Below are 25,742 nucleotides of genomic sequence, written 5' to 3' on the forward strand. Positions count from 1 at the left end.
AACGTCGATTCCACACGCACGAACGTTGATTCCCCGCTTTGAACGTCGATTCCTTCCGCGCGAACGTTGATTCCACGCGCTGAACGTCGATTTCCAACCAAAAATCGCTCTTACCCTTTAAAGAACAAAAAGCCCCCGAACAATCGGGAGCTTCCTTCTTCATAAATTATGCTGTTATAATTTCAACCCTGCTACAATTCTATTTGTCTGATAATCTATTTGAACTAAAGGATTTACGGTTTCTCCGTTTTCGTCAACGCGTTCAATATCTGCACCTAATGATGCAAGTTTACCAGCGAAGTCAACGTAGCCTCGATCAAGATGTGTTAATTCCGTTACTCTTGTTATCCCTTCCGAACGAAGTCCAGCCAAAATTAATGCAGCCGCTGCACGTAAATCTGTCGCAGCTACTTCTGCACCTTGTAGATCGGAAGGTCCTTCAATAAATACACTTCTACCTTCAATTTTCATTTTTGCGTTCATGCGTCTAAATTCCTCAACATGCATAAATCGATTTTCGAAAACGGTCTCTGTTATGACACTTGTTCCTTGTGCAAACAGCATTAGTGCCATCATTTGTGACTGCATATCTGTTGGGAATCCAGGGTGTGGTAATGTCTTAATATCTGTCGCTTTTAAGCGATCTGGTCCTAGGACACGAATTCCACCATTTTCTTCAATAATCGTTACGTTCATTTCCTCAAGCTTAGAAATAATAGGTCGTAAATGCTCTTTTTCAGCGTTTTCTATCAATATATTACCACCAGTAATAGCTGCTGCAATCATAAATGTACCAGCCTCTACTCGGTCAGGAATTATTGAGTGTGTAGCGCCCTGTAAGGATTCTACTCCTTCGATTCGGATTGTGTCTGTACCAGCACCTACAATTTTTGCTCCCATTTTATTTAAGAAATTAGCTAAATCAACAATCTCTGGTTCTTTCGCACAATTTTCTAGAACGGTTTTACCTTCTGCCAATGCAGCTGCCATCATAATATTTTCTGTTGCCCCAACACTAGGCATATCTAGATATATTTTCGCACCCTTCAATCGGCCATTGACATGTGCTTCTACAAAACCATTTCCAACGTGTACATTTGCTCCCATTGCCTCAAAACCTTTAAGGTGTAAATCAATCGGACGAGAGCCAATTGCACAACCGCCAGGCATCGCAACATTAGCATGGCCGTAACGCGCCAATAATGGACCTAATACAAGTACGGAAGCGCGCATTTTACGTACATATTCAAACGGAGCTTCTGTTTCTAATTCATTTGTTGCATCAACTACTACTGTATTTCCTTCAAAATTCACATCTGCATTCATATTTCGTAATACTTCATTAATTGTATAAACATCAGCTAGGCCAGGCACATCATGGATAACGCTTTGTCCTTCACTAGCAAGAATACTGGCAGCAATGACTGGTAGTACTGCGTTTTTAGCACCTTCAACCCGAACAGTACCATTCAATTGCTGTCCGCCTCTTACGATGATTTTATCCATATTGCAATTCTCCTTCAGATCCAATTTCACTATATTAATATTCATTTATTAGGATAGGTGTTCCAATTGTGTAACTTTTGTTATGTTCATCCATGTTTTCAACAACAATTTGTACATTTACAGGCTTATCCACGATGGTCATTTTCCGGCCCCATTGTGATGTATAGCCATATATAATTTTTCTATCTGCTAGCTCTGTGTCTGTTTGTTCTTGTATATGTTTAACGTCCATTTTTTCTGTAAAATTAGACAAAAAATAATCACTATTAATTATAGCATTATCACTTGTTGTCAGACAAGGATATATTTGAGCAGATTTTGTAAAATATTGTTTTTGTATCCAGTTTATTTTTTCTTGGTAGTTATCTTCAATTTTGCTATTCCAGGAATCACCTTCCAGTACAGCTATAAGTTCTGCATTATGTGATGTGTTTTTAGGCAAGATTGCATTAAATCTTTCGTAGACGACTCCATTTTTATGAACGTCTTCAAAAGAATATTTTATACTGTTTTCATCTTCCGTCCTAGTGACTAAATAACTATCTTTTAGCTCGTCTACAAGTAATCCTATCTGATCCTTATTCATTTTCTCTTTAATAATCACTTGCCAAGAATCTACAGACATATCATTTTCTAACACAATGGTCGCAATATCGATAAGTTCATCTTGGTAACTTTCTTGAGCAACTACATTATTTGTTATACATAAAATAAATACACTTATTAGTACAATTTTTCTCATATAAATATCTCCCTTGAATAATATATTTCTAGTATGAACAAGGGAGATTCATAACATACATACATAAATAAATAGATTTATAGAGAAGTATAGTTTCTGCTTCTATACATGTGATAAAGCTTTATGAAAAATAAAAAAGACAATACCTTTTCGATATTGTCTTTCTCATTAAAATAGAAAATTTAAATCCTGTGACCATTGTATAAACTCAAGGAAAAAGCGACTAACTCCCGATCCTATCACTATGGTAATCAGTAATAATAGAAGCTTTGCTTCACCTGATTTCCCTTTACGGATTAACGGATCCAAGTTTATCGTTTGAACTAATCTCCATGTAATCGAAATAAAAATAACATGTGAGATCATACTCATTATTGCTAGTTGTCCGATAGAAAACATAGTTTACCACCTTGTTATTTTCATTTACAAATGTATTCTTTTCCATATGGGAAATTATCCTTACATTCTTTCTAATTGTTACTTTGCCATTCCTAGGGAAAAATGTCAAAGAAGACGTGATTCCGAATTCGATGTCTGTTGCTTCGACAAGAATTTAATATGACAATTATTTCTCAATTTCCCGGGAAATATCGACAGCATATGTCCTAATATTGTCAGATATACTAAAAATAAGTGAATGTTGAATTTGCCTGATTATTCAAATTCTATCGAAATATTTTAAACACTAACCTAATTAACCTCAAAAGCCCCTAAACTAACAAGAATTTTTCATATCAAACCTTAGCAAACATCCGTTTTTAGCAGCTCTTAACATAAACTGATACAAACAAAAAACCCCCCATAAAAAATTATGGGAGATTTCCTTTATTATCTTTGAGCTGCATTAATTCGGTTTGCTGCTCGCTTGAGTGCTAATTCAGCCCTTAGGAAGTCGACGTCATCTTGTTTAGACTGTAAACGACGCTCTGCACGTTCTTTCGCAGCACGTGCACGCTCGACGTCAATATCTGAAGGTTTTTCAGCAGATTGGGCAAGAATCGTTACTTTATCTGGTCTTACCTCTAAAAATCCACCGTTGATTGCTAGCTTTTGCTCATCGGATCCATTTATTAAACGGACAACATTGATCGCAAGAGGAGCAACTAATGGAATATGTCCTGGTAAGATACCGAGTTCACCATTTTCTGCTTTACAACTAACCATTTCAAAACTATCTTCCATTACAGGACCATCAGGAGTAACAACACTCACAGTTAGTGTTTTCAATGTAACCCCTCCTTAGACAGGTAGCTGATGATAAGTGCTATTAAGCATAAACACTTTCAGAAAAGTTCAAGCTACCTTCGTCTACTTTATTATTCCATGCCTTTTGCTTTTTCAACTACTTCTTCTATACGTCCTACTAAACGGAACGCGTCCTCTGGTAAATCATCGTATTTACCGTCAAGAATTTCTCTGAATCCTTTGATTGTTTCACTTACAGGAACATAAGAACCTTTTTGTCCTGTAAATTGCTCGGCAACGTGGAAGTTTTGAGATAAGAAGAATTGAATGCGACGAGCGCGTGATACGGTCAATTTATCCTCATCTGAAAGCTCATCCATACCTAGGATTGCAATGATATCTTGTAATTCTTTATATTTTTGTAATGTAGCCTGAACTTCACGGGCAACTTCATAATGTTCTTCCCCAACGATTTCAGGGTCAAGTGCACGTGATGTAGATGCTAGTGGATCCACTGCAGGATAAATACCTTGCTCAGATAATTTACGATCCAAGTTCGTTGTTGCATCTAAGTGTGCGAAAGTTGTTGCAGGTGCTGGATCTGTATAGTCATCGGCAGGCACATAAATCGCCTGGATTGACGTAACTGAACCAGTTGCAGTAGACGTGATACGCTCCTGCAATTGTCCCATTTCTGTTGCAAGTGTTGGCTGATAACCAACCGCAGATGGCATACGACCAAGTAGTGCGGATACCTCAGAACCTGCTTGTGTGAAACGGAAAATGTTATCGATGAAGAACAATACGTCCTGTCCTTGCTCATCACGGAAGTACTCAGCCATCGTTAAACCAGTTAGGGCAACACGCATACGTGCTCCAGGTGGCTCATTCATTTGACCAAATACCATTGCTGTTTTTGTGATAACTCCAGAGTCTTTCATTTCGTAGTAAAGGTCATTACCTTCACGTGTACGCTCACCAACACCAGCGAATACGGAGATACCACCGTGCTCTTGAGCGATGTTGTTAATTAACTCCTGGATTAATACGGTTTTACCTACTCCGGCACCACCGAATAGACCGATTTTACCACCCTTAATATAAGGTGCTAGTAGGTCTACTACTTTAATACCTGTTTCTAAAATTTCAGTTTCTGTTGATAAATCTTCGAACTTAGGTGCATCACGGTGAATTGGATCCAATCGTGTATCTGATGGAAGCTCCTCATCAAGATCGATTTTATCTCCCATTACGTTAAATACACGGCCTAATGTTACTTCACCAACTGGTACTGAAATTGGTCTACCTAAGTTTTCTACTTCTGTACCACGTTGAACACCATCTGTTGATGACATGGCAATTGTACGTACAGAATTGTCACCAAGATGAAGTGCTACCTCTAAAGTAAGAATCTCATTGCTTTCTCCTTCAGCGGTATATAATGGGACAGTTAATGCGTTATAAATATCTGGAAGATTGCCGTCATCGAATTTTACGTCTACGACAGGTCCCATGATTTGTGTAACATGTCCTTTGCTCATCGATTTCCCTCCTAACTAACTTTACATGGCGAATGCTATTCTAATGCAGCTACTCCACCAATAATTTCGGTAATTTCTTGCGTGATCGCTGCTTGGCGTGCACGGTTATAGGATAATGTTAAATCATCAATTAGTTCATTTGCATTATCGGTTGCACTGCGCATCGCTGTCATTCTTGCTGCGTGTTCACTTGCTTTACCGTCAAGTAATGCTCCATAGATAAGGCTCTCTGCGTACTGTGGTAAAAGTACTTTTAAGATCTGTTCTTGATCTGGTTCGTACTCATACTGACTACCAGAAGATTTACTAGCCATATCTGTAATTGGTAATAGTTTTTTCATTGTTACCTGTTGCGAAATCGCACTTACATAATGATTATAGAAAATGTTTAATTCATCAATTTCTTCATCACTAAACATTTGAACTGTTTCAGAAGCTAAGTCTTTAATGTCAGCAAAATTCGGCTGATCTGCTAGCCCTAAGATACTCTTAGCTACTGGCATATTACGTTTTTTACAGAAATCATAACCCATGCGGCCGATTGCGATGATTGTGTATTCATCAGCAGATTGGTGGCGTTCATGCACGGTTTTGTATAGGCTCCGTAAAACACTACTGTTATAAGCTCCTGCTAAACCACGATCAGATGTTATGACAAGATACCCTGTCTTCTTCACTTCACGTTTCGACAGCATTGGATGGGCTGCATCTGTATTACTAGCAATACTACCAACAACCTCTTGAATTTTCTCACTATATGGTACAAATGATTTGGCATTTTGTTCTGCCTTATTCATTTTGGATGCAGATACCATTTCCATCGCTTTTGTGATCTTTTTCGTTTTTGAAGTCGAATCAATACGACCTTTTATTTCTCTTAGTGATGCCAAGCTTTTTCACCACACTTTCTCACTCGGTTAGAGGTATGGAGAGAGGTTTTCCTCTCTCTAACCTACACGAATATTTACAATTAAACTTTATTCTTATCTATTCAGAAGGTAAAAATGTCTTTTTAAATGATTCTACTGCATCATTCATATCCGCAGCTTCTGGTAAGTTCCCAGTGTCACGGATGGAAGCGAGTAATTCAGAACGGTTCGAATCCAACCATACATGGAATTCATCTTCAAAACGTACAACATCTTCTACTGGAATATCATCCAAGTAACCTTTTGTTAATGCATAGATAATCATAACTTGTTTTTCAACAACAAGTGGCTTATGAAGGCCTTGTTTTAATACTTCAACGGTACGCTCACCACGATTTAGTTTCGCTTGAGTTGCTTTATCAAGGTCTGATCCGAACTGAGCAAATGCCTCTAGCTCACGGAACGATGCAAGGTCAAGACGTAATGTACCTGCAACTTTTTTCATTGCTTTAATTTGTGCAGATCCACCAACACGTGATACGGAAAGTCCTGCGTTAATTGCCGGACGTACACCGGAGAAGAATAGATCTGATTGTAAGAAGATCTGTCCATCCGTGATGGAGATAACGTTTGTTGGAATATATGCAGAAATGTCGCCTGCTTGTGTTTCAACAAATGGTAGTGCAGTTAATGAACCGCCACCTAAATCGTCATTTAACTTCGCTGCACGCTCTAGTAAACGAGAGTGTAGGTAGAATACATCCCCTGGGAATGCTTCACGACCTGGAGGACGACGTAATAATAGGGAAAGTTCACGATATGCTGCTGCTTGTTTTGATAGATCATCATATACAACAAGTACATGCTTCCCGTTATACATGAACTCCTCACCCATTGATACACCAGAATATGGTGCTAAGTATTGCAATGGAGCCGGATCAGACGCACCGGCACTTACAACGATTGTGTAATCTAGTGCACCATAACGACGGAACGTTTCTACTGTACCACGTACTGTTGATTCTTTTTGACCAATTGCAACGTAGATACAAATCATATCTTGATCCTTTTGGTTCAAGATCGTATCAACTGCAACCGTTGTTTTACCAGTTTGGCGGTCCCCGATGATTAACTCACGTTGTCCACGACCAATCGGAACAAGTGCATCAATCGCTTTAATACCTGTTTGTAATGGTTCATCTACGGATTTACGTGCCATAACACCAGGTGCTGGAGATTCAATTGGGCGAGATTTTGATGTTTCAACTGGACCTTTACCATCAATAGGCTGTCCTAAAGGATTGACAACACGTCCTAATAATTCCTCACCTACAGGTACTTGCATAATACGTCCTGTACGACGTACTTCATCGCCTTCTTTAATATCTGTATATGGTCCAAGGATTACGATACCAACGTTAGATTCCTCTAAGTTTTGTGCCATACCCATTACACCATTTGCAAATTCAACCAACTCACCAGCCATTACATTATCAAGACCGTGAGCACGTGCAATACCGTCACCGATTTCGATAACTGTACCGACATCGTTTACTTCTAATTCCGAGTCATAATTCTCGATTTGCTGTTTAATCAACTTACTGATCTCTTCAGCTTTGATGCTCATACCATTTCACCCCTATCATCAATTGTTCGCTATTTTTAGACTGCGCTCTAATCCACGTAATTTTCCACTAATGGAGCCATCAATGATCGTATTACCCATATGGATTTTGACACCACCGATTAACGAAGGATCAACCACATTTTCAAGTACGATTTTTTGCTTGTTAAACCGTTTTGCAAATGTATTTTCAAGCTCCGTTTTTTCCGTGTCTGAAAGTTCGCGAACAGAATATACTTTTCCTTCTGCAATTCCTTTTGCATCATTTACCAGTTGGTTAAAATGATCAATAATGGAAGGCACAATTTCTGAACGACCACGATCAACAAGAATTTTCAGTGTATTCATAACTTCTGTTGAAAGTCCTTGGAATGTTTCACTTAGAAATTGTTTTTTCTTATCATTATTTACACGAGGATGCTTCAGGAATATATTAAGTTGACTATCATTTAGAAATACTTCTTTCACTACAAGAACCTCTTCAACAAGGTTATCCAGTGTAGCCTTTTCTTGACCTAGCTGAAAAAGAGCATCTGCATAACGTTTGGCAACTACTGCTTCACTCATCGCTCTTCTCCTACCTCTTTAATGTAATCATTGATCAATTGTTCCTGATCCTGTGCACTAATTTCTTTTTCTATTACTTTGCTAGCAATAAGAACGGAAAGCGACCCAACTTGATCTTGAAGTGCTTGCAGTGCTTTTTCTTTCTCGTTTTGAATCTCTTCTTGCGCAGCCTCTTTAATTCGATTTGCTTCTTGACGTGCAGATTCAATAATATCTTTTTCTTGCTTTACACCTGCATTTTTGGCATCTTCAATTATTTTTTGTGCTTCCTGCTTTGTTTGTTTCAATTGCTCAGCTGCTTCATTTGCGGCTTTTTCTGCTTCAGCTCGGCTTTTTTCTGCAGATTCAATCTCGCTTGCAACATACTCTTCACGTTTTTGCATCATGTTCATAACAGGACCCCATGCAAATTTACCAACTAAAAGTAGTAGTACGATGAAGAAGAATAATTGCGTTAACATATCTCCTACGTAAAGCCCACCAAGCGCATGTATATATGAAAATCCAGTGAATGCTTGCACATAATTCACTCCTTTCACTCTGAATCGAAGTCTTCTTTATTCCATAAAAAATATACGGTAAACAATTGCACATTATAAACAACGGCGAAGGTTCTATGGAAGATTATCTTCGCCATTCAACTTTGGTACATATTTTAACTACATTACCATTAATGCGATAACAACTGCGATAATCGGCATCGCCTCAACCAAACCAACACCAATAAACATTGTTGTTTGAAGTTGACCTTTAAGTTCTGGTTGACGAGCAATTCCCTCTACTGTACGACTTACGATCAAACCGTTACCAATACCTGCACCTAGTGCCCCTAAACCTACTGCTAATGCTGCTGCTAATGCTGACATAATATAAATCCTCCTCATAATAGTTATAATAATTTTTAATAATTTCCCGTTTTAATAGATATCTATTAAAACTGGTTAATTAACTTCTTAGTGTTCTTCACTAACTTTATGCGAGATGTAAACCATCGCTAGCATTGTGAAGATAAACGCTTGGATTCCTCCAATAAACACACTGAACCCTTGCCAAGCTAAGAATGGAATTGCTCCACCTACTGCTCCCCAGAATCCAGAGGTTGTCAAACTTACTAATAAAGCAAGTAAAACCTCTCCGGCATATAAGTTACCGAATAGACGTAAACCTAGCGTCAAAGTGTTTGAGAACTCTTCGACAATTTTAATTGGAAATAGTGGCCACATTGGTCGGAAATAATCTTTAATATATTCCTTCCCACCTCGCAACTTAATTCCATAGAAGTGTGATAACACAACAACCATCGCTGCTAGAGTAAGCGTAATACCTGGATCTGCAGTTGGTGATTTCCACCATACTTCATGGTTTTCTCCTACCACTCCATTTGTGATAACCCCTAACATGTTCCCAACTAAGATGTAGGAAAATAACGTTAGTGCTAATGGCAAGAAGATCTTTCCTGTTTTCCAGTCCATTGTGTCGTTAATGATTCCTTTTACAAAATCAAGGACCCATTCCATCACATTTTGCGCACCTGTTGGTTTCATTTGTAGCTTTCTAGCTCCCAACACACAAAGAATGAAGACGATTAGTGAAGTTACGAATATCATCAATACATTCGACAGGTTGAAATCAAGCCAACTTATACCAAAGACGTCATGTACTATCGGTGCTCCATGATCCACCTTATTCACCCCTCTTTCAAGCACTATCTTTATTTTTAAATAAAAGAAAATCTATCATAATGACTAGATAGGAAGTCATTAATCCAATAATGAGAGCAATCATCTCGAAGTGTTCTTCATAGCGAAGTGCAATAATGACTGCTAATGCGGTTGCGGCAAGTCTTGACACAGTTCCTAACCCTTTTGCTGATTGTTTTTTTGCGACGGCATCCGCAAATTCACTCGTCTTTTTCTGCAAAAGATATAGGTTATAAAAGCTGACGACGCTTCCTAACAGCAGGCCGAGGAAGATACGTTCATATGGGGTAAAGCCTGCCCCGAGTACCAGAATTGCAAGAAGAAAAAACATCCACTTTCGTTGTCTAGTAACCATATTTTCGTAATGTGACATGTATACTCTTCTCCTATTAATTCCTTTTACCAATCATTCTATCTAACTTTTCAGACAGGAAGGGTTGGTATATGCGCAGACTTCTTGATCCTACACCCAATGGTTGAATTCTATGTATAATATAGAAGTAGAGTGAGGAAAATCACAACAAATGTAGAATGAATTAACTAAAATAAACGTAAGGTTTCTCATACTACATCCGTATGAAACCCTTACCATTCCACACTTAGCAAGTGTACAATAGCACAATGCCATTGTCAATTGGTATGGGTGTTATTTTAGACTTTATTTACATCCCAATTTTTTCTACTTTTTACACCCATCATAGCCAACCTTATGGCTACTAGAATGTTACCTCTACTTCATTATATCGCAAAGATAAAATACCAATTATGAACTTTCTGTGAACGAGTGAGTTGTATACCAACCATTTAAGGGTCGATATACAACTCTACCTCATAACTTTCATATGTTCCATCCTCAAGCTGAATCGAAATGAGAGCATGGTAATTTCCAGGCTTCCCTATATTTCTTTTATCAAGATATCCCTCATTCATCCCTATCTTTGGTTCATCTAATTGAAGTAGGGTTCGCTCATGTAATAAGGAATCTGGATTATATAATTCAACCTTTACGTCTTCTGCCTTTTCTGTAAGATAAATCTGATAAAAATACGATTCATCTGAGAAAGGTTTTAGGTGAAAGTCAAACCCAGCTGCTTTTGGATAATCTGCTGTTTCATTAATAAACAAGTAAGGTAGATGGTAGGATTGATCGTCTTGTTTTAATGTTAACCATCCTTGATGTATCCCCTCTTCAAGCTGAGAAGCAGTCATACGTAATGTTACCGGAATACTTTTCTTTTCGTTTCCTTCTATTGTAAAGGATTGAGGTAAATCCCAGTTCAGTCCTTGTTGTTTTTTTGGTATATCAAAATAATAGGTTTGGGGGTTATCTGTTGTATTTTCAATTGTGACATCTATTGTTTTTGAATGAACAAATCCACCAATTTTCCCATAAGTCAGTGACGGGTTATGGATGATTGTTGTTGTGTTAATTGCTTTTTGTGGATTAATGCTTCCCATCCCTTGAACATAAGGCTCGTAAACTTCTTCATTTTCCTTATGTACTCTCGTTGCTGTTGTTCGTAAAGCCCCATATATTTGGTTATTGCTCCAATCAGGGTGCGCCTCTTTAAGTAGCGCAATTGCTCCTGCAACATGTGGCGCTGCCATGCTTGTACCTTGCAGTGCTTGATACCCTCCTGGTACGGTGCTCAAAATATTCGTACCCGGCGCTAACACATCGGGTTTCATATCCCAATTTACCGTCACAGGTCCTCGAGAACTAAATGATGCAATATCATGCCTTGTTTGCCGGTAATTCGTATCAATGAAAGAATATTTTTCTTTAGTAAAATTCTTCAGCCATTTTCCATCCTTTTGCGATAATGAAGCAACAGGTATTGTAATCGGTTCTTCTCCATTAGCAATAGAGCCTTGAAACGCCCCATCTTCATTATTATATATTAACACCGCTACAGCACCTAGCTGTTCTGCTCGTTTGGCTAATTCATAAAAAGGGGTTTTTCCTCTCTTTATTAATGCTATTTTCCCTTGCAAGGAAGCTGTAGAAGACGCTTTAAATTCTACAACCTCATAATCGTCTTCCAAACTCCAAGGGATGGAACCCATCATAGGCATCAAGTTGATCGCTTTATCCTCCAACGCGTCATACAAAAATGGGACCTCCTGAGGTGCTGCAGTTGCACCGACAGACAGAGCATTTGAAGCTGTAGCGGGCGCGCCAACTGTCCACCGTTCCGGGCCATTATTTCCGTTCGCAATAACAACCGCGACGCCTAGCTCGGCAGCGCGATTTACCGCAATACTTGTAGGATAATCCGGTCCATTCACCGTATTTCCAAGCGATAAATTGATAACTTCAACACCATCTTCAATCGCTTGTTCCATGGCGGCAATAATCTGCACGGAAGATCCAACCCCGCCAGGACCAAGTGCACGATAGGCATATATTTCCGCTTCTGGTGCAACTCCCTGAAAGTACCCATTTCCAGCAATTATTCCAGCAACATGAGAACCATGAACAGTTGGCATCCCTTGTGACGCCTGGGTTTCCATGGGATCATCATCTAAATCAACTAAATCGTAGCCACCAAAATAATTAATTTGGAGATCTGGATGATTATAATCAATTCCTGTGTCAATAACACCTACCCTTACACCGCTCCCAGTGTACTTGGTGTTATTTAGCTCGGAGGGAAGTGTAATATTTGGCTGATTTGCTGCCGCTTCATACTCTCCTTTTGATACATTAATGGAATATTCTCGCACTGGATGAACTGCTTTTACAAATTCTAACGTATCCATCTTGGCTAACCGATCTGGAGTTGCTTGTAATGCCAGCCCATTAAATATTTTGTCATAAGTAGCTACCACTTCAATGTATGGGTGATAGCTCTCCAAGTATTGCTTATGTTCCTGTGGATCGCCCTCGACTTCAACAATAATCGATTCTACTTCACTTTCTTGAGCATGAATTTGATTCGTTATGATTACCTGGAATGTTGTCGTCATGATTAGGAACAATAGTAAGTTGCTGCGCATGTCGAGGAACCTCCTTTTTCTGATTAGATTGTGTAGTTGGGAGGAAAAACATGCATAAGAAAAAGGGAACCTCATTCGATTCCCCTTCTATTTCAAATATTTTCATTTCGTTTTATTAAAATGGTCTGGGCCTTTTGTTTACTCATCAGCTTAACGACGTATCAAAACTTACTTGAAATAATCCACAATAGCATCTGCAATACGACGAGATGCCTCTCCATCACCATATGGATTGGAGGCTTTAGCCATTTTTCGATGTGCTTTCTCATCCGACAGTAATTCATTCGCTAGATTAAAGATAGTTTCTTCGTCCGTACCTGCTAGCTTTAGTGTTCCTGCCTCAATTCCTTCCGGTCGTTCTGTTGTATCCCGTAATACAAGGACCGGGACACCTAGTGATGGTGCTTCCTCTTGAACTCCACCTGAATCGGTTAAAATGAGATGCGCTCGACTGGCAAAGTTATGAAAATCAACTACACCAAGTGGTTCGATTAATTGAATTCGATCATCATTACCAAGAACCTCACTTGCTGTTTGCTGAACAACTGGATTTAAATGGACTGGATAAACGACATGGATGTCATCATGTGTTTCTACTAACCGCTTAATAGCTCGAAACATCTGTTGCATATTTTTGCCTAAATTTTCCCGACGATGTGCTGTCATTAATACCAAGCGTTTGTCTCCTAGTTTAGCAAGGATATCACTTTGATAAGCTTCATCTACGGTTGTTTTGAGTGCATCAATGGCTGTGTTTCCCGTTACATAGATACTGTCTTCCGCTTTGTTTTCATCCAATAAGTTTTGCTTGGATTTTTCCGTTGGGGAGAAATGCAAATCAGCCATAACACCAGTTAGCTGTCGATTCATCTCCTCCGGATACGGCGAAAATTTATTCCACGTTCTTAATCCCGCTTCCACGTGACCAACAGCAATTTGGTTATAAAAAGCCGCAAGAGATGCTGCAAACGTTGTACTTGTATCTCCATGGACAAGGACAATATCTGGCTTTGTTTCTTTCATTATTTCATCTAGTCCCTCTAAGGCTCGCGTCGTGATTTGAGCAAGCGATTGCTTCTGCTTCATAATATTCAGATCAAAGTCAGGTTTAATCTTAAAAATCTCTAATACTTGATCGAGCATTTCGCGATGTTGTGCTGTCACGGTAACAATCGACTCAAACTCATCTGATCGTTTTTCCAGTTCCAAAACTAACGGCGCCATTTTAATTGCTTCTGGCCTTGTTCCGAAAATCGTCATTACTTTAATTCGCTTCGTCATTTTAAACACCTCTTTATTTACGGCCTACTTATTTTGTTCCAAATAAGCGGTCACCAGCGTCACCTAAACCGGGTACGATATACGCATGTTCATCTAGCTTCTCATCAAGTGCTGCTAAATATATGTCAACATCTGGGTGCTCTTCCTTAATGACTTCCACACCCTCTGGTGCAGCAATTAAGCACATCAACCGAATATTTTTTGCTCCGCGCTTCTTCAAGGAATGAATTGCATCATTTGCAGATCCACCCGTAGCAAGCATTGGGTCAATTACAATTAACTCACGCTCTTCAATATCAGAAGGTAATTTTATGTAGTATTCAACCGGTTTTAACGTTTCTGGATCGCGATACAAACCAACATGCCCCACTTTTGCAGCTGGAATTAACTGAAGCACGCCATCTACCATCCCTAATCCAGCACGTAGAATAGGAATTAAACCTATTTTCTTACCTGCAAGTACTTTTGTTTTCGCCTCCATAACAGGCGTGTTTATTGTTGTCTCTTGCAGTGGAAGATTACGTGTAATCTCAAACGCCATAAGCATTGCAACTTCATCAACTAGCTCGCGAAATTCTTTTGTCCCCGTACTTTTATCTCTTATGTGTGTTAGTTTATGCTGTATTAATGGATGATCTAATACGTGTACATGTCCCATTGCTTACCACTCCTTCTATTATTTACATCTATAAAATTGTACTTAAAAAATGACACGCTTTCAAGTAAAGGCTGGTTTTTTGTGAAATTGTGTTAATTTATTATGTTTTGACGAATTTAGTTTTATTTTTTATGTGTTGTCGTCGATTTTTGGCATGTCGTTCGAAATTCCGATGGTCTCTCGTTATGTGACCGATCTTTTCTGCTTGACGTCCGATATTCTCTTCGGTTCTTTTGTTTCCTTTCAAGGGAAAGGAAGCAAAAGAACCGTCCCTCTGTTTGCCACCAAAAAGGATACCTCAGATCGGAGGTATCCTTTGTTTTTACACATATAATGGTGCGTTACTTGTTAGTGCAAGAACTCTTTCTGCAGCTTCAGCTAGTACGGTTTCATCTTCATGATTTTTTAGTGTTTTAGAAATAATGGCAGCAATTTCTTTCATCTCTGCTTCTTTAAATCCACGTGTTGTAACGGCAGCTGTTCCTATACGTACACCACTTGTAACAAACGGGCTTTCCGTATCGAATGGAATGGTATTCTTATTGGTCGTAATTCCAATATCGTCTAGAACCTTTTCTGCAACTTTTCCAGTTAGCTCAAGCGGGGTTACATCTAGTAATAATAGATGGTTATCCGTTCCACCAGATACTACACGGATACCTTCTTCTACAAGAGCTTCTCCAAGTGCTTTTGCATTGGTGATAATTTGCTGGCTATATACCTTGAAATCTTCGGATAGTGCTTCTTTAAATGCAGTGGCTTTTGCTGCAATAATATGCATTAATGGTCCACCCTGCATACCCGGGAATACTGATTTATCAATTTTCTTCGCGTATTGCTCTTTACATAAAATCATTCCACCACGTGGTCCACGTAATGTCTTATGTGTCGTTGTTGTAACAAAATCCGCATATGGTACCGGGTTTGGATGTAGTCCAGCAGCTACAAGTCCAGCAATATGGGCCATGTCGACCATTAAATAAGCACCAACAGCATCAGCGATTTCACGAAACTTTTCAAAATCAATGATACGTGAATAGGCACTTGCTCCTGCAACAATAAGCTTCGGTTGTACTTCTTTTGCTTTCTCCAAAACGACATCGTAGTCGAGCTGCTCGGTTTCTTTTTCTACCCCATAATCAACGAATTTATATAGTGTACCACTAAAATTCACTGGACTACCATGTGTTAAATGCCCACCATGATTTAAATTCATTCCAAGAACCGTATCTCCTGGTTCCAGTACGGTAAAGTAAACAGCCATGTTTGCTTGAGCCCCCGAATGCGGTTGCACATTTGCATGATCTGCGCCAAAAAGTTGTTTTGCGCGATCACGTGCTAAATTCTCGACAACATCTACATGCTCACAACCACCATAATACCTTTTATCAGGATAACCTTCCGCATATTTATTCGTTAAAACAGATCCCATGGCTTGCATGACGGATTCAGATACAAAGTTTTCGGAGGCAATTAATTCAATCTTCTCCTGCTGGCGCTTTTTCTCTGCCTGTATTGCTTCGTATAATTCTACGTCTGTTTGTTTTACTTGTTCCATCGTAAAAACCCCCTTGTTTTTTCACCCAAAAACGAGTACATCATTTCGAATTCATTTCTGCTTATGTACACGAATTATTTTCCTTTGTTTGGTCGTATACTGCACGTTCACCGCCTATTAATTTCGGTCTTGTTCTCGCAGCATTGACACGTGCATTACCAACAAAACGTTGGTTTAACCGTAACGGGACAGCTACATGTTTTAAATGCATCCCAATCAGCGTTTCCCCAATATCAATCCCCGCATCAGCCTGCACATGCTCTACGACAACCGGTTCGTTCAAATGTTTATACGCATAGGATGCCATCGACCCTCCAGCTGAAGGAACAGGAACTACTGTTACTTCAGTTAATGGAAATTGTTCCATCACGGCTCGTTCCATTACTAATGCTCGGTTTAGATGCTCACAGCATTGGAAAACGAGATGGGCTCCCGTTTTCTTCGCAAGTTGTTGCAATGCTGTGAATATATGCGCTGCTACTTCTTCACTCCCAGAAGTTCCAATGTTTTGGCCAGCTACCTCACTTGTGGAACACCCAACTACAACTAGGTCTCCCTGACGAAGAAAGGCTGACTGAAGCCATTCAGAAACAATCTCATTCATGTTCTGCTGTATTTGTCTAGATGCATCCTCCATTTTATCACCTTCTCGAATGACAGGATTTATTGCTCATCTTCGTATGACGCTATTTTACCAATACGATTGGCATGACGCCCACCATCAAATTCTGTTTCTAACCATACTTCCGCAATTTCTCTTGCAAGACCTGGTCCAATGACACGCTCACCCATTGCGATCATATTGGAGTCGTTGTGCTGTCGTGTTAATTTTGCACTGTATACGTCATGAGTTAATGCACAACGTATTCCTTTAACCTTATTTGCTGCAATGGACATACCAATTCCAGTACCACAGATTAATATACCACGGTCAAACTCACCATTTGCAACACGTTTAGCTGCTGGTAAAGCGTAGTCTGGATAATCTACTGAGGTCTCACAGCTACATCCTATATCTTCAAATTCAATTCCTTTTTCTTCAAGTAGACTCTTTACTTCATTGCGGATTGTCATTCCCGCATGGTCTCCAGAAATGATAACTTTCATGTCTTCTCGCTCCTTTTTCTAGCTGTAATGTAATTATTTCACTTTAAATTTATGGATTTGCTTATTTAAACTAGTTGCCTGCGCTTCTAATGAATGAGCTAATTTTTCTACATGATCAATGGTTGCTGCTTGTTCCTGGATGGATGCATTCACTTCCTCAGCGCCAGCAGAGGTTTCTTCAGCAATTGCTGCTACCTCCTGTGATTGGGAGGCCGTCGCTTGAATCGATTGCAATTGTTTGTCTACCAGACCTGAGATGGTATCTATTTCCTTCGCTACTTCTTGAACGGAGCCTGACATTTGCTCAAATGCCTGATTTGTTTGAGCCCCATTTTCCGCTTCTTTTTTCGCATAGACAACATTTTCATTTATTTTGGTTACTACCTGATTAATATCATCCTGGATTGCTGTAATTAACTCGGATATTCCTTGTACAGCTTGTGCACTTTGATCTGCTAGTTTTCGTACTTCTTCTGCTACAACTGCAAATCCTCTCCCATGTTCACCAGCCCTAGCTGCTTCAATGGATGCATTTAATGCAAGTAGGTTGGTTTGCTCGGCAATTTCCCCAACCATGGTAATGATGGTTTCAACTTGTGTAGCATTTTCTTTTAGGTGATCTACATCCTTAAGAGATACCTCTTGATCATTTGCTAGCTTTTGAATACCAACGACTAGCTGATTGACCACGTTTTTACTATTATTTAGCGTTTCTAACATCGTATTCGACTTTTCTTTTGATTGTCCCGCTTTTTCCTGTACTTCCATTGCAAGCCCAGATGCTTCCTCAACAGCTTCTACTGTACTCTGGATCGATTCCGATGAGCTTTCTGCACCTTTGGAGATATCTTGAATCGATGCACCGATTAGATCCGAATGCTTTGCTACTTGATCCGAGGCATCTCGCATTTGGACAACCGTTTGGTTCGTATTTTCAAAATGCACATCAATATTATGTACCATGTCCTTTAAGTTTTTTAACATGGTATCAAATGACATACTAAGGGCTCGTATTTCATCATCTGACTTCCCAATCTCTACTTCTTGATCTAAGTCTCCACTGGCTGCTTGAGATGCGGCACGCTCTAGCTTCTCTAACCGTTTTGTAATAATGCCTGCTGCGAAATACGCCAAGATACCAGACCAAAGAATACCTAATAATAATGTAATAATCGTGTAGAATTCAAAGGACACTTGTAAAAATTCAGTTATGTAGTCATATAATACATACATAAATAAAGCACTGGTTGAATACGTAATGATCGCTAATATGGTAGTAAAAAGCATCAATTTCATACGTAAGCCAAAACGGTACCTCTTCTTCTCCATTCTGTTTTCCCCCACAAGTCTATTTATATTTTTTTAACTAATAAATCAATGAATTTGTCTAACTCATCCAACGTATGCTGGTACGTTTGCAAGCTTCCACCAAATGGATCCGATATATCATAGTTAATTAGGTTTTTTTCTAGCTGTTGAATTTGTTCCATATCTTCTTTCAAATATTCCTGAAGTTTCTGATCTAAAACAATATTATCCAACTTATGCTGGTTTTCTTGAATAAATAAAGACCGTTTTTCTTCATAAGCTGCATATCGTTTTTTTAGCTCATCCCATATTTCTCGATCACTATCGGAGACATATTCCTTTAACGTATAATACTTATCCTGATATTGGGGAAAATGCATAATTAACGATTGCTTATGCTGTGTTGTCATGGTTAGGACAACGTCTGCCCAATTCAATAACTTCTCTTTAACCGCCTGGGAACGATGGTTTATTTCAATGTTTTTTTGTTTTAGCGCTTCTATCGCATGTTGATTCGCTCGTTGATTTTCACCTGCGAAAATTCCAGCTGATTTTACCTCTGCATACGGATGTTTATGTTTTAATAGTGCCTCAGCCATTGGACTACGGCATGTATTCCCCGTACAGATAAATAATATTTTCATTCTGTTACCTCCGAAAAGAAAGTAATTCCTACTATATAAAATATAACACAGAAGGGAAGCGTTGTCAGAGATTATCCGACAAGATTTTTATTGTAGTGCCTTGGAGATGATGAAGAAAAATGGAAAATATGCGTTGTTCTCATATGCCATATAAGGCACTTTCAAGACAACCTGTTTTGTGGTAAGAATTTTAAATATTCAGGCAATCGCACGTTTTGGAAGAGGAGTTCGTATTTAGAGTCTGTACTCAACGAAGAAACAATTGCTCCGTACTATTTTATAAATGGAACGAGATCTAATTACAGTTTGAAGTTGAAGGAAACTACCTTCACTATAAGGACGTGATCAAACCCGAAGAAAGCGAGTTTTAACTTATATGTTTCGGGCATTATGCATCTAAAGCACCATTAAAAAAGACAGATAATACATCTGCCTTTTACGTCAACCAAATATTATAAAAAGTCCAAATGCACAAAGGATACTGCCTCCTAATATCTCACTATAGACTCCTAATAACCTATGGACCTTCCGACCAAGGATCATTCCCATCCAAGTAAGTACCATGCTGGCAGCTCCAAATAATAACAAGACGAGAGCAGTTTTCGCTCCTGACAACCCTAAACTTAATCCAACTGAAAAACTATCAATGCTTACACCGAGTGCAAAAATAAATAATCCAATTCCTGTTGTTTGTATGACTTGTCTTGACTCATGATTAAATGCCGAAAGTAACATTTGCGTACCGATCCCAACTAATAGGAGCCCTCCTACTAATGAGGTCAAATCGCCAATTTTTCCGGAAATAGCTTGGCCAAGTACAATACCGAAAAAGGGCATCATCACATGAAATAATCCAATGATAATCCCAATAAACGCAATCCGCTTGAGCCGGATATGTTGCATACCCATGCCTAAACTTACTGAAAAGGCATCCATTCCTAATGCAATTGCCATGAATAGTAGGGATACGATTTCTCCCAAAGCGTGTGTGGTCATTCACCATCCTCCTCGGACATGCTTTTAAACTATATGCATGTCCAACGGAGAATATGATTAGGCTTCAATATATTGTGTAGCTGCTTTTCGCAAACGATTCATTACTGCCTGACCAATGTCTTGTTCCGGAAAAGCCTCACATATAATTAAATCCACATCACTCTGCTTAAATTTTCTTAATCCATCGTACAAGTTTGTTGCTATTTCTTGAATTGTACTACCAAGATTCATCGTTGGTTTGACCTCTAGTATGTTAGCTGTTTCGGTACTAGCTAGCACACCAACACGTTTTCCACGTTTACGTTCTTTTTCAACAATTTCACGCAACTTATCCACAGTTCCTGAAACAACCCACAACGGAACCTCTGGCGAATAATGTGTATATTTCATTCCAGGTGCTTTTGGTTTTTCTTGTTCATTGGCTAAAGCTGGGTCAACCATTACATGTCCGACAACCAGTTCCAATTGTTCTTTTGTAATCCCACCCGGTCGTAAAATAATTGGTATCGATTGCGAGCAATCGATTACTGTTGATTCAAGCCCTACACCAGTTGGACCACCGTCCACAATGCCGGAAATTTTACCTTGAAGATCTTCCCAAACATGATCAGCTGTTGTTGGACTTGGTTTTCCCGACAAGTTTGCACTAGGGGCAGCGATGGGAATGGTACATGTTTTTAACAATTCCTGTGCAACCGGGTGATCTGGTATTCGCACTCCGACTGTGGACAAACCAGCTGTTACGTTGTCTGCACAAGCCCCATTGCTTGGAAGGACGAACGTTATCGGTCCTGGAGAGAAGGTATCTATTAATTTATCCACATAGCTTGGTATATCTTGAACGAGCTTTTGCAATTGTTCTTTCGTTGCAACATGTGCAATTAATGGATTATCCTGTGGACGACCTTTTGCTTGAAAAATCTTAGCCACCGCATCCTCACTAGTCGCATCAGCGCCTAGCCCGTAAACCGTTTCAGTAGGAAAAGCCACTGTTTGACCCGCTTTTAGCATCCTTGCAGCTTCTTCTATTCTTAATTTTGAATGATCATTATTGTTTGTTACATCCCAACGTTTTGTTTCAATCATGTCGTTTCCCTCTTTTCTACCCCTACATTTTAAGCGATACACAGTCGTTTCGCAAAAAATCAATATCCACAAAAAAATGAACCCGTAGAACTTATCCACGGATTTCTGTTAATAACCTGTTAATGAAATGGTTTCCAATTATCATTTTTCATTATATACACATGAAATTCACATGAACACACCGTTTTTACACAAGTTATACACATGCTATTGTGGATACTGTGTATAAAGTAAATCTTCAATCAATGTGGTCTTCTTTATCCCACTGGCGTTAAATGAACAAGTCGGATAATTACTTGCAGTTGAGCCTCACTTAACCCCATGATTTTACCTCTTAGGTTGTGAAGTAGAGCCTTCCAACGCACAGGATGCGCTAGTGCCGACAATGCGAGAGGACGTCGCGTTTATGTCGGCCTGCCAGTCATATGCCAGGATAAAAACGAAACTTACTATTCTATGATTAATACAACTAACCCTATTACGATACGTCATAAGCCCACCAGTTACCTCTTGCTCTTGGTGGGTTATCCACCAACAAAGCTCTTTCTTGTGGATGAAACTGTAGTGCATCTAAAAGGATATCCACAACTGGTTGGTGACTATGCACATATAACTTTTTTGCATGGAGTCCTTTCGCCATTGCGATGATTGTTTCCAATAAAACTGGTAAATTAGCAGCCTCTTCTTGGGATACATAAAGCTGCTTTAACCAGAAAACTCCTTCATTTACCGGCTCTAAAACAAAACAGCCTTTTATGGATTCACTGATTTCTACCACATACCCGTATTCTAGTAAACTATCTTTCCGAACGTTATCCGGTGTTGTTTGTAAAAATTCCTCTAACTGAATGATTGGCGTATCCTTTGCAGATATAATATTCATCGAATCACCTCTACCTTTTTTAATAGAAACTTAGATTTTCTGTCTGTTTCTATCACTTTATGCAAGAGCAGGTGAATCTATGACCATCCAAACCAATCAAATAGAAAAAATTTAACTTCCACTTCTTCTTCCTCTTCTTGATTTTCTTCCGGTTCTTCTATTTCTTCGTCACTAGCCTCAGCAACACTCGCACCATCACCGAAATCTAAAAAACATAACGGTGGAAACAATACACACCACCAGTTCGCACCTTTCCCTTCTCCTAATGTAATTAACACTGCCTCATATTCTCCTGCTGGGTATAAGTACTCCCCGTACAATTTCGTTGGAAAAGAAACATTGGAACCATATTCTACATCAAAGTCACGTTCTTCTCCTTCGTTTGCTAATGTTTCCTTCACGATATCTTTGATTTCTGGTATGTTATTTTCGATCAGCTGTCTAGCTTCATCGATATCTGTTAGATCTGCTACCCATTCATTAATTTCTTCATTTACATTATCTCTAACGATACGTTTAATTTGTTGATCGTCATCCTGATCACTATTTGCTAAAATCCGTAACCGTATTGCTTCATCTGGGATTACTTGATAATCGAGTTGCTCCTCTGTTTGATTTCCTTGTCCTTTAGCTGGCATCGATAAAAATATAATAAAAAATATAAATACGAAAAATACTAGTTTCTTCATCATCATTGCCCCGCTTTCATTTGGTTTACTCATAGTATGTACAGGGTTGATAGATTTTAAACTAGTAATCTATTATTTTTTTTTAAAAGTAAATCATCAATCAATAGGGGGAATTTTTGCGGGTAAAATACATGGTAGCTCACTCATCTTAAGATTGTTAAGGAAGCATATGGTTAGCTTGTTTCTTGATTGGGTAAATGCGGGGCATCATAGCACGTTTTGTATTGGTGAAAAGTGACGACAGTCTAAAGATCCGTCGCCACAACCATCCGATCTTTTCCATTGATATCTTGTAACACCTTGATCGTACATGTTGGGAATTGATCCCTTACTAAGAGCGAAACGGGTTCCCCTTGTTCATGCCCAATCTCAAATCCGACTACTGCATGTTGATTTATTGCTTTTGGAAGCTGACTAATAATATTCTTATATGCTGCAAGCCCATTTTTTTCTGCAAACAAAGCCAGATCTGGATCAAATTTTTTAACCGTATCCGATAAAAGTGATTCGTCTTTTCGGTCGATGTACGGTGGATTGGAAACAATGACATCTGCCCTTTTTTGTTGTTCAATAAAGGGCTGTAAAAAGTCCCCTTGCAGAAACGTAACGTTTGCTCCTAATTGGGAAGCATTTTTATGAGCAACGGTTAATGCTTTCTCTGAGATATCGGTAGCAAATACCTCCACATCCGGTAGCTCAAGTGCTAAGGTTATCGCAATAATTCCACTCCCGGTGCCGACGTCAACAATTGTTTTGGACTTGTTTGGAGCACTTTTTGCTAGCTCGATTATATGCTGGACGAGCTCTTCCGTTTCCGGTCTTGGGATTAACACATCCTCATTCACATGGAATTCTCGACCGTAAAACATTTCTTTTCCAGTAATATGTTGGATGGGTACACCTGTCTCGACATGCCTTTTAATATCAGCTTGAAATTTTTTGATCGTGTCTTTTGGAACTATTTCTCGCATATTCATATAATATTCATTTTTTGACACACCTAAATGATGCTGCAGTAATAATTCCGCAACTCGCTGTTCTCGATTGTTTTTTTCTAAAAAAAGAGAAGCCCACTTGAGGACTTCATATTGCTTCGATACATTTTCCATGTTACTCACCGATCTGTTCAAGTTTTTTCGCTTGTTCTTCCATAATTAATGAATCAATAATTTCCGCTAACTTTCCTTCCAAAATTTGATCCAACTTTTGTATCGTTAAACCAATTCGATGGTCTGTCACACGGTTTTGCGGGAAGTTATACGTACGAATACGCTCCGAACGATCACCAGTACCTACTGCAGACTTACGATTTTCATCATACTCTGCTTGCGCCTCTTGCTGGAACTTATCATAAATACGTGCACGAAGGACTTTCATTGCTTTTTCTTTGTTTTTTATTTGTGACTTTTCATCTTGGATCGAAACAACAATACCCGTAGGTTCGTGTGTTAAACGAACTGCAGACATCGTTGTATTAACACTTTGTCCCCCAGGCCCGCTGGAAGCAAACGTATCTACACGAATATCTTTTTCATGAATATCAATCTCTACCTCTTCCGCTTCTGGTAAAACAGCAACCGTTGCCGTTGATGTATGAATCCGGCCCCCAGACTCGGTTTCTGGAACACGCTGAACACGATGTGCACCATTTTCATACTTCAACTTAGAATAAGCGCCAGTTCCTTTTATCAAGAAAATGATCTCTTTGTACCCACCAACACCAGTAGAGTTCGCTTCCATTACTTCCGTTTTCCAACCTTGACTCTCCGCATAACGGGAGTACATACGATATAAATCCCCAGCAAATAATGCTGCTTCATCACCACCAGCAGCACCGCGGATTTCCATAAATACATCTTTATCATCATTCGGATCTTTCGGAAGTAGTAAAATCTTCATTTTCTCTTCTAGATCTGTTTTGCTTTCAGCAAGCTCAGAGATTTCCGCCTTCACCATTTCTGCCATCTCTGCATCCAAATCATCTTCTTGCATTTCTTTCGCATCATTTAATTGTTCTGTTACGTCTTTATATTCACGGTAAGCCTGCACGACATCCTCCAGACCCGCTTGCTCCTTCGAATATTCACGTAGCTTTTTAGTATCACTTATTACTTCCGGATCACTAAGTAATTCATTTAATTTATTATAACGTTCTTCCAATGATTGTAAACGATCTAACATCACGGCCACCTCTTTCTCGATTAACAGTATAATTATAGTATACTCCAGGTGCAAGGTCAAAATTCTAGGGGGGTTAGGGGGATTTGAGCGTTTTTTTGATTTTATGAGCTTTTCCATGTCGAATATGAGCATATCTTGAGAATTATGAGCTTAACCTCCCTATTTATGAGCGAAAACTAGGATTTATGAGCTTTTTCATATTTTGCCTCTGCCTCTGTTTCTGGCTGTTGACTATTTCCTCCGATATAGAATCCAATAATGAACTTTCAAGTAAGTAAAAAGATCCTTTTCCTTTCCCTATCATCTGGCAGTCAGCAAGCTGTATTAATCTTTTTACAATGTGCCGAGATTCCATATTTAAAAAGAAGCGCGCCTCCTTGTTTGTTATTCGGTTACCAAATAGCAATTTGTAATCAATTAACGAATTTAAATAGGCGTTACTAGAAGAATAACGGCAGGAATCACAATACCATTTCTGTCTCCTGTATAGCATTGGTATACGAAAACAGTTTGGACATTGTACACCGGTAATTGTATCTTGAGATGAAAAATGATATTGCTTTTGGATATTTATCACTTTGGGGGTGTGGGCTAGGATTAACTGGTTGGAGATTTGT

The 25,742-nt window shown here is 39.1% G+C and carries 26 protein-coding genes; all 26 read right to left on the reverse strand.

Annotation, left to right across the window (positions count from 1 at the left end; all coding sequences use genetic code 11):
* Positions 1 to 174 precede the first annotated feature (174 nt).
* The 26 genes from murA to prfA all read right to left on the reverse strand — a co-directional run bounded on the left by murA (position 175) and on the right by prfA (position 25,125).
* Positions 175 to 1,506: a UDP-N-acetylglucosamine 1-carboxyvinyltransferase gene (gene murA / locus BMX40_RS16040; RefSeq protein WP_090871792.1), complete on the reverse strand. Its 1,332-nt coding sequence runs from the start codon at positions 1,504 to 1,506 to the stop codon at positions 175 to 177.
* Positions 1,507 to 1,540: 34 nt separating this feature from the next.
* Entirely contained in the window at positions 1,541 to 2,248 is a 708-nt protein-coding gene (locus BMX40_RS16045) for a YwmB family TATA-box binding protein (protein WP_090871794.1), read from the reverse strand.
* Between the two features lie 168 nt (positions 2,249 to 2,416).
* Entirely contained in the window at positions 2,417 to 2,647 is a 231-nt protein-coding gene (locus BMX40_RS16050; RefSeq protein WP_090871796.1) for a DUF1146 family protein, read from the reverse strand.
* A 429-nt stretch (positions 2,648 to 3,076) separates the two neighbouring features.
* Positions 3,077 to 3,475: a F0F1 ATP synthase subunit epsilon gene (locus BMX40_RS16055; protein ID WP_090871798.1), complete on the reverse strand. Its 399-nt coding sequence runs from the start codon at positions 3,473 to 3,475 to the stop codon at positions 3,077 to 3,079.
* Positions 3,476 to 3,564: 89 nt separating this feature from the next.
* Positions 3,565 to 4,974, reverse strand: coding sequence for a F0F1 ATP synthase subunit beta (gene atpD / locus BMX40_RS16060; RefSeq protein WP_090871800.1), 1,410 nt, complete (start codon positions 4,972 to 4,974; stop codon positions 3,565 to 3,567).
* Positions 4,975 to 5,009: 35 nt separating this feature from the next.
* Positions 5,010 to 5,864 (reverse strand): ATP synthase F1 subunit gamma, encoded by an 855-nt coding sequence (gene atpG / locus BMX40_RS16065; protein ID WP_090871802.1) that lies wholly within the window; start codon positions 5,862 to 5,864, stop codon positions 5,010 to 5,012.
* Positions 5,865 to 5,961: 97 nt separating this feature from the next.
* Positions 5,962 to 7,470, reverse strand: coding sequence for a F0F1 ATP synthase subunit alpha (atpA, locus tag BMX40_RS16070; protein WP_090871804.1), 1,509 nt, complete (start codon positions 7,468 to 7,470; stop codon positions 5,962 to 5,964).
* 18 nt (positions 7,471 to 7,488) lie between these two features.
* A complete protein-coding gene (locus BMX40_RS16075; RefSeq protein ID WP_090871806.1) occupies positions 7,489 to 8,034 on the reverse strand; it encodes a F0F1 ATP synthase subunit delta in 546 nt (181 codons plus the stop codon).
* Positions 8,031 to 8,555 (reverse strand): F0F1 ATP synthase subunit B, encoded by a 525-nt coding sequence (gene atpF / locus BMX40_RS16080; RefSeq protein ID WP_090871808.1) that lies wholly within the window; start codon positions 8,553 to 8,555, stop codon positions 8,031 to 8,033. The genes BMX40_RS16075 and atpF overlap by 4 nt, the downstream gene beginning before the upstream one ends.
* A gap of 138 nt (positions 8,556 to 8,693) precedes the next feature.
* The gene (atpE, locus tag BMX40_RS16085; protein WP_139177957.1) at positions 8,694 to 8,900 is read right to left on the reverse strand and encodes a F0F1 ATP synthase subunit C; all 207 of its coding nucleotides are present in this window, start codon (positions 8,898 to 8,900) and stop codon (positions 8,694 to 8,696) included.
* Positions 8,901 to 8,987: 87 nt separating this feature from the next.
* Complete coding sequence (gene atpB, locus BMX40_RS16090; protein WP_090871811.1) at positions 8,988 to 9,716, reverse strand: F0F1 ATP synthase subunit A; 729 nt, start codon at positions 9,714 to 9,716, stop codon at positions 8,988 to 8,990.
* 16 nt (positions 9,717 to 9,732) lie between these two features.
* The gene (locus BMX40_RS16095; protein ID WP_090871813.1) at positions 9,733 to 10,107 is read right to left on the reverse strand and encodes an ATP synthase subunit I; all 375 of its coding nucleotides are present in this window, start codon (positions 10,105 to 10,107) and stop codon (positions 9,733 to 9,735) included.
* A 431-nt stretch (positions 10,108 to 10,538) separates the two neighbouring features.
* On the reverse strand, positions 10,539 to 12,734 hold the full coding sequence (locus tag BMX40_RS16100) for a S8 family serine peptidase (protein ID WP_090871815.1): 2,196 nt from the start codon (positions 12,732 to 12,734) through the stop codon (positions 10,539 to 10,541).
* 168 nt (positions 12,735 to 12,902) lie between these two features.
* The gene (wecB, locus tag BMX40_RS16105; protein ID WP_090871817.1) at positions 12,903 to 14,015 is read right to left on the reverse strand and encodes a non-hydrolyzing UDP-N-acetylglucosamine 2-epimerase; all 1,113 of its coding nucleotides are present in this window, start codon (positions 14,013 to 14,015) and stop codon (positions 12,903 to 12,905) included.
* 28 nt (positions 14,016 to 14,043) lie between these two features.
* Positions 14,044 to 14,673: a uracil phosphoribosyltransferase gene (gene upp / locus BMX40_RS16110; protein ID WP_090871820.1), complete on the reverse strand. Its 630-nt coding sequence runs from the start codon at positions 14,671 to 14,673 to the stop codon at positions 14,044 to 14,046.
* A gap of 322 nt (positions 14,674 to 14,995) precedes the next feature.
* Positions 14,996 to 16,231 (reverse strand): serine hydroxymethyltransferase, encoded by a 1,236-nt coding sequence (locus tag BMX40_RS16115; protein ID WP_090871822.1) that lies wholly within the window; start codon positions 16,229 to 16,231, stop codon positions 14,996 to 14,998.
* Between the two features lie 61 nt (positions 16,232 to 16,292).
* Positions 16,293 to 16,868 (reverse strand): TIGR01440 family protein, encoded by a 576-nt coding sequence (locus BMX40_RS16120; protein ID WP_090871825.1) that lies wholly within the window; start codon positions 16,866 to 16,868, stop codon positions 16,293 to 16,295.
* Between the two features lie 26 nt (positions 16,869 to 16,894).
* Entirely contained in the window at positions 16,895 to 17,338 is a 444-nt protein-coding gene (gene rpiB / locus BMX40_RS16125; protein WP_090871826.1) for a ribose 5-phosphate isomerase B, read from the reverse strand.
* Between the two features lie 33 nt (positions 17,339 to 17,371).
* Entirely contained in the window at positions 17,372 to 18,667 is a 1,296-nt protein-coding gene (locus BMX40_RS16130) for a methyl-accepting chemotaxis protein (RefSeq protein ID WP_090871827.1), read from the reverse strand.
* A gap of 23 nt (positions 18,668 to 18,690) precedes the next feature.
* Positions 18,691 to 19,290 carry a low molecular weight protein arginine phosphatase gene (locus BMX40_RS16135; RefSeq protein ID WP_090871829.1) on the reverse strand — a complete coding sequence of 200 codons (600 nt, stop codon included), beginning with the start codon at positions 19,288 to 19,290 and terminating at the stop codon, positions 18,691 to 18,693.
* A 441-nt stretch (positions 19,291 to 19,731) separates the two neighbouring features.
* The gene (locus BMX40_RS16140; protein ID WP_090871831.1) at positions 19,732 to 20,286 is read right to left on the reverse strand and encodes a manganese efflux pump MntP; all 555 of its coding nucleotides are present in this window, start codon (positions 20,284 to 20,286) and stop codon (positions 19,732 to 19,734) included.
* Between the two features lie 57 nt (positions 20,287 to 20,343).
* On the reverse strand, positions 20,344 to 21,369 hold the full coding sequence (locus tag BMX40_RS16145) for an L-threonylcarbamoyladenylate synthase (RefSeq protein ID WP_425287867.1): 1,026 nt from the start codon (positions 21,367 to 21,369) through the stop codon (positions 20,344 to 20,346).
* Positions 21,370 to 21,850: 481 nt separating this feature from the next.
* A complete protein-coding gene (locus BMX40_RS16150) occupies positions 21,851 to 22,255 on the reverse strand; it encodes a GNAT family N-acetyltransferase (RefSeq protein WP_090871836.1) in 405 nt (134 codons plus the stop codon).
* 77 nt (positions 22,256 to 22,332) lie between these two features.
* Positions 22,333 to 22,944 carry a stage II sporulation protein R gene (spoIIR, locus tag BMX40_RS16155; RefSeq protein WP_090871879.1) on the reverse strand — a complete coding sequence of 204 codons (612 nt, stop codon included), beginning with the start codon at positions 22,942 to 22,944 and terminating at the stop codon, positions 22,333 to 22,335.
* A gap of 245 nt (positions 22,945 to 23,189) precedes the next feature.
* Positions 23,190 to 24,053: a peptide chain release factor N(5)-glutamine methyltransferase gene (prmC, locus tag BMX40_RS16160; RefSeq protein WP_090871838.1), complete on the reverse strand. Its 864-nt coding sequence runs from the start codon at positions 24,051 to 24,053 to the stop codon at positions 23,190 to 23,192.
* Position 24,054: 1 nt separating this feature from the next.
* Positions 24,055 to 25,125, reverse strand: coding sequence for a peptide chain release factor 1 (prfA, locus tag BMX40_RS16165; RefSeq protein ID WP_090871840.1), 1,071 nt, complete (start codon positions 25,123 to 25,125; stop codon positions 24,055 to 24,057).
* Positions 25,126 to 25,742: the final 617 nt, after the last annotated feature.

The sequence above is a fragment of the Oceanobacillus limi genome (assembly GCF_900111445.1).
Classification (GTDB): Bacteria; Bacillota; Bacilli; order Bacillales; family Amphibacillaceae; genus Ornithinibacillus; species Ornithinibacillus limi.

Coding starts and splice junctions, on each gene's coding strand:
- BMX40_RS16150 (WP_090871836.1), bottom strand. CDS start 22,255: ATGAATATTATATCTGCAAAGGATACGCCAATCATTCAGTTAGAGGAA.
- upp (WP_090871820.1), bottom strand. CDS start 14,673: ATGGGACATGTACACGTATTAGATCATCCATTAATACAGCATAAACTA.
- BMX40_RS16050 (WP_090871796.1), bottom strand. CDS start 2,647: ATGTTTTCTATCGGACAACTAGCAATAATGAGTATGATCTCACATGTT.
- spoIIR (WP_090871879.1), bottom strand. CDS start 22,944: ATGAAGAAACTAGTATTTTTCGTATTTATATTTTTTATTATATTTTTA.
- prfA (WP_090871840.1), bottom strand. CDS start 25,125: ATGTTAGATCGTTTACAATCATTGGAAGAACGTTATAATAAATTAAAT.
- BMX40_RS16120 (WP_090871825.1), bottom strand. CDS start 16,868: ATGGAGGATGCATCTAGACAAATACAGCAGAACATGAATGAGATTGTT.
- BMX40_RS16075 (WP_090871806.1), bottom strand. CDS start 8,034: ATGAGTGAAGCAGTAGTTGCCAAACGTTATGCAGATGCTCTTTTTCAG.
- BMX40_RS16095 (WP_090871813.1), bottom strand. CDS start 10,107: ATGTCACATTACGAAAATATGGTTACTAGACAACGAAAGTGGATGTTT.
- wecB (WP_090871817.1), bottom strand. CDS start 14,015: ATGACGAAGCGAATTAAAGTAATGACGATTTTCGGAACAAGGCCAGAA.
- BMX40_RS16100 (WP_090871815.1), bottom strand. CDS start 12,734: ATGCGCAGCAACTTACTATTGTTCCTAATCATGACGACAACATTCCAG.
- atpD (WP_090871800.1), bottom strand. CDS start 4,974: ATGAGCAAAGGACATGTTACACAAATCATGGGACCTGTCGTAGACGTA.
- BMX40_RS16045 (WP_090871794.1), bottom strand. CDS start 2,248: ATGAGAAAAATTGTACTAATAAGTGTATTTATTTTATGTATAACAAAT.
- atpA (WP_090871804.1), bottom strand. CDS start 7,470: ATGAGCATCAAAGCTGAAGAGATCAGTAAGTTGATTAAACAGCAAATC.
- rpiB (WP_090871826.1), bottom strand. CDS start 17,338: ATGAAAGTTATCATTTCTGGAGACCATGCGGGAATGACAATCCGCAAT.
- prmC (WP_090871838.1), bottom strand. CDS start 24,053: ATGGAAAATGTATCGAAGCAATATGAAGTCCTCAAGTGGGCTTCTCTT.
- BMX40_RS16115 (WP_090871822.1), bottom strand. CDS start 16,231: ATGGAACAAGTAAAACAAACAGACGTAGAATTATACGAAGCAATACAG.
- murA (WP_090871792.1), bottom strand. CDS start 1,506: ATGGATAAAATCATCGTAAGAGGCGGACAGCAATTGAATGGTACTGTT.
- BMX40_RS16130 (WP_090871827.1), bottom strand. CDS start 18,667: ATGGAGAAGAAGAGGTACCGTTTTGGCTTACGTATGAAATTGATGCTT.
- atpE (WP_139177957.1), bottom strand. CDS start 8,900: ATGTCAGCATTAGCAGCAGCATTAGCAGTAGGTTTAGGGGCACTAGGT.
- BMX40_RS16140 (WP_090871831.1), bottom strand. CDS start 20,286: ATGACCACACACGCTTTGGGAGAAATCGTATCCCTACTATTCATGGCA.
- BMX40_RS16135 (WP_090871829.1), bottom strand. CDS start 19,290: ATGAAAATATTATTTATCTGTACGGGGAATACATGCCGTAGTCCAATG.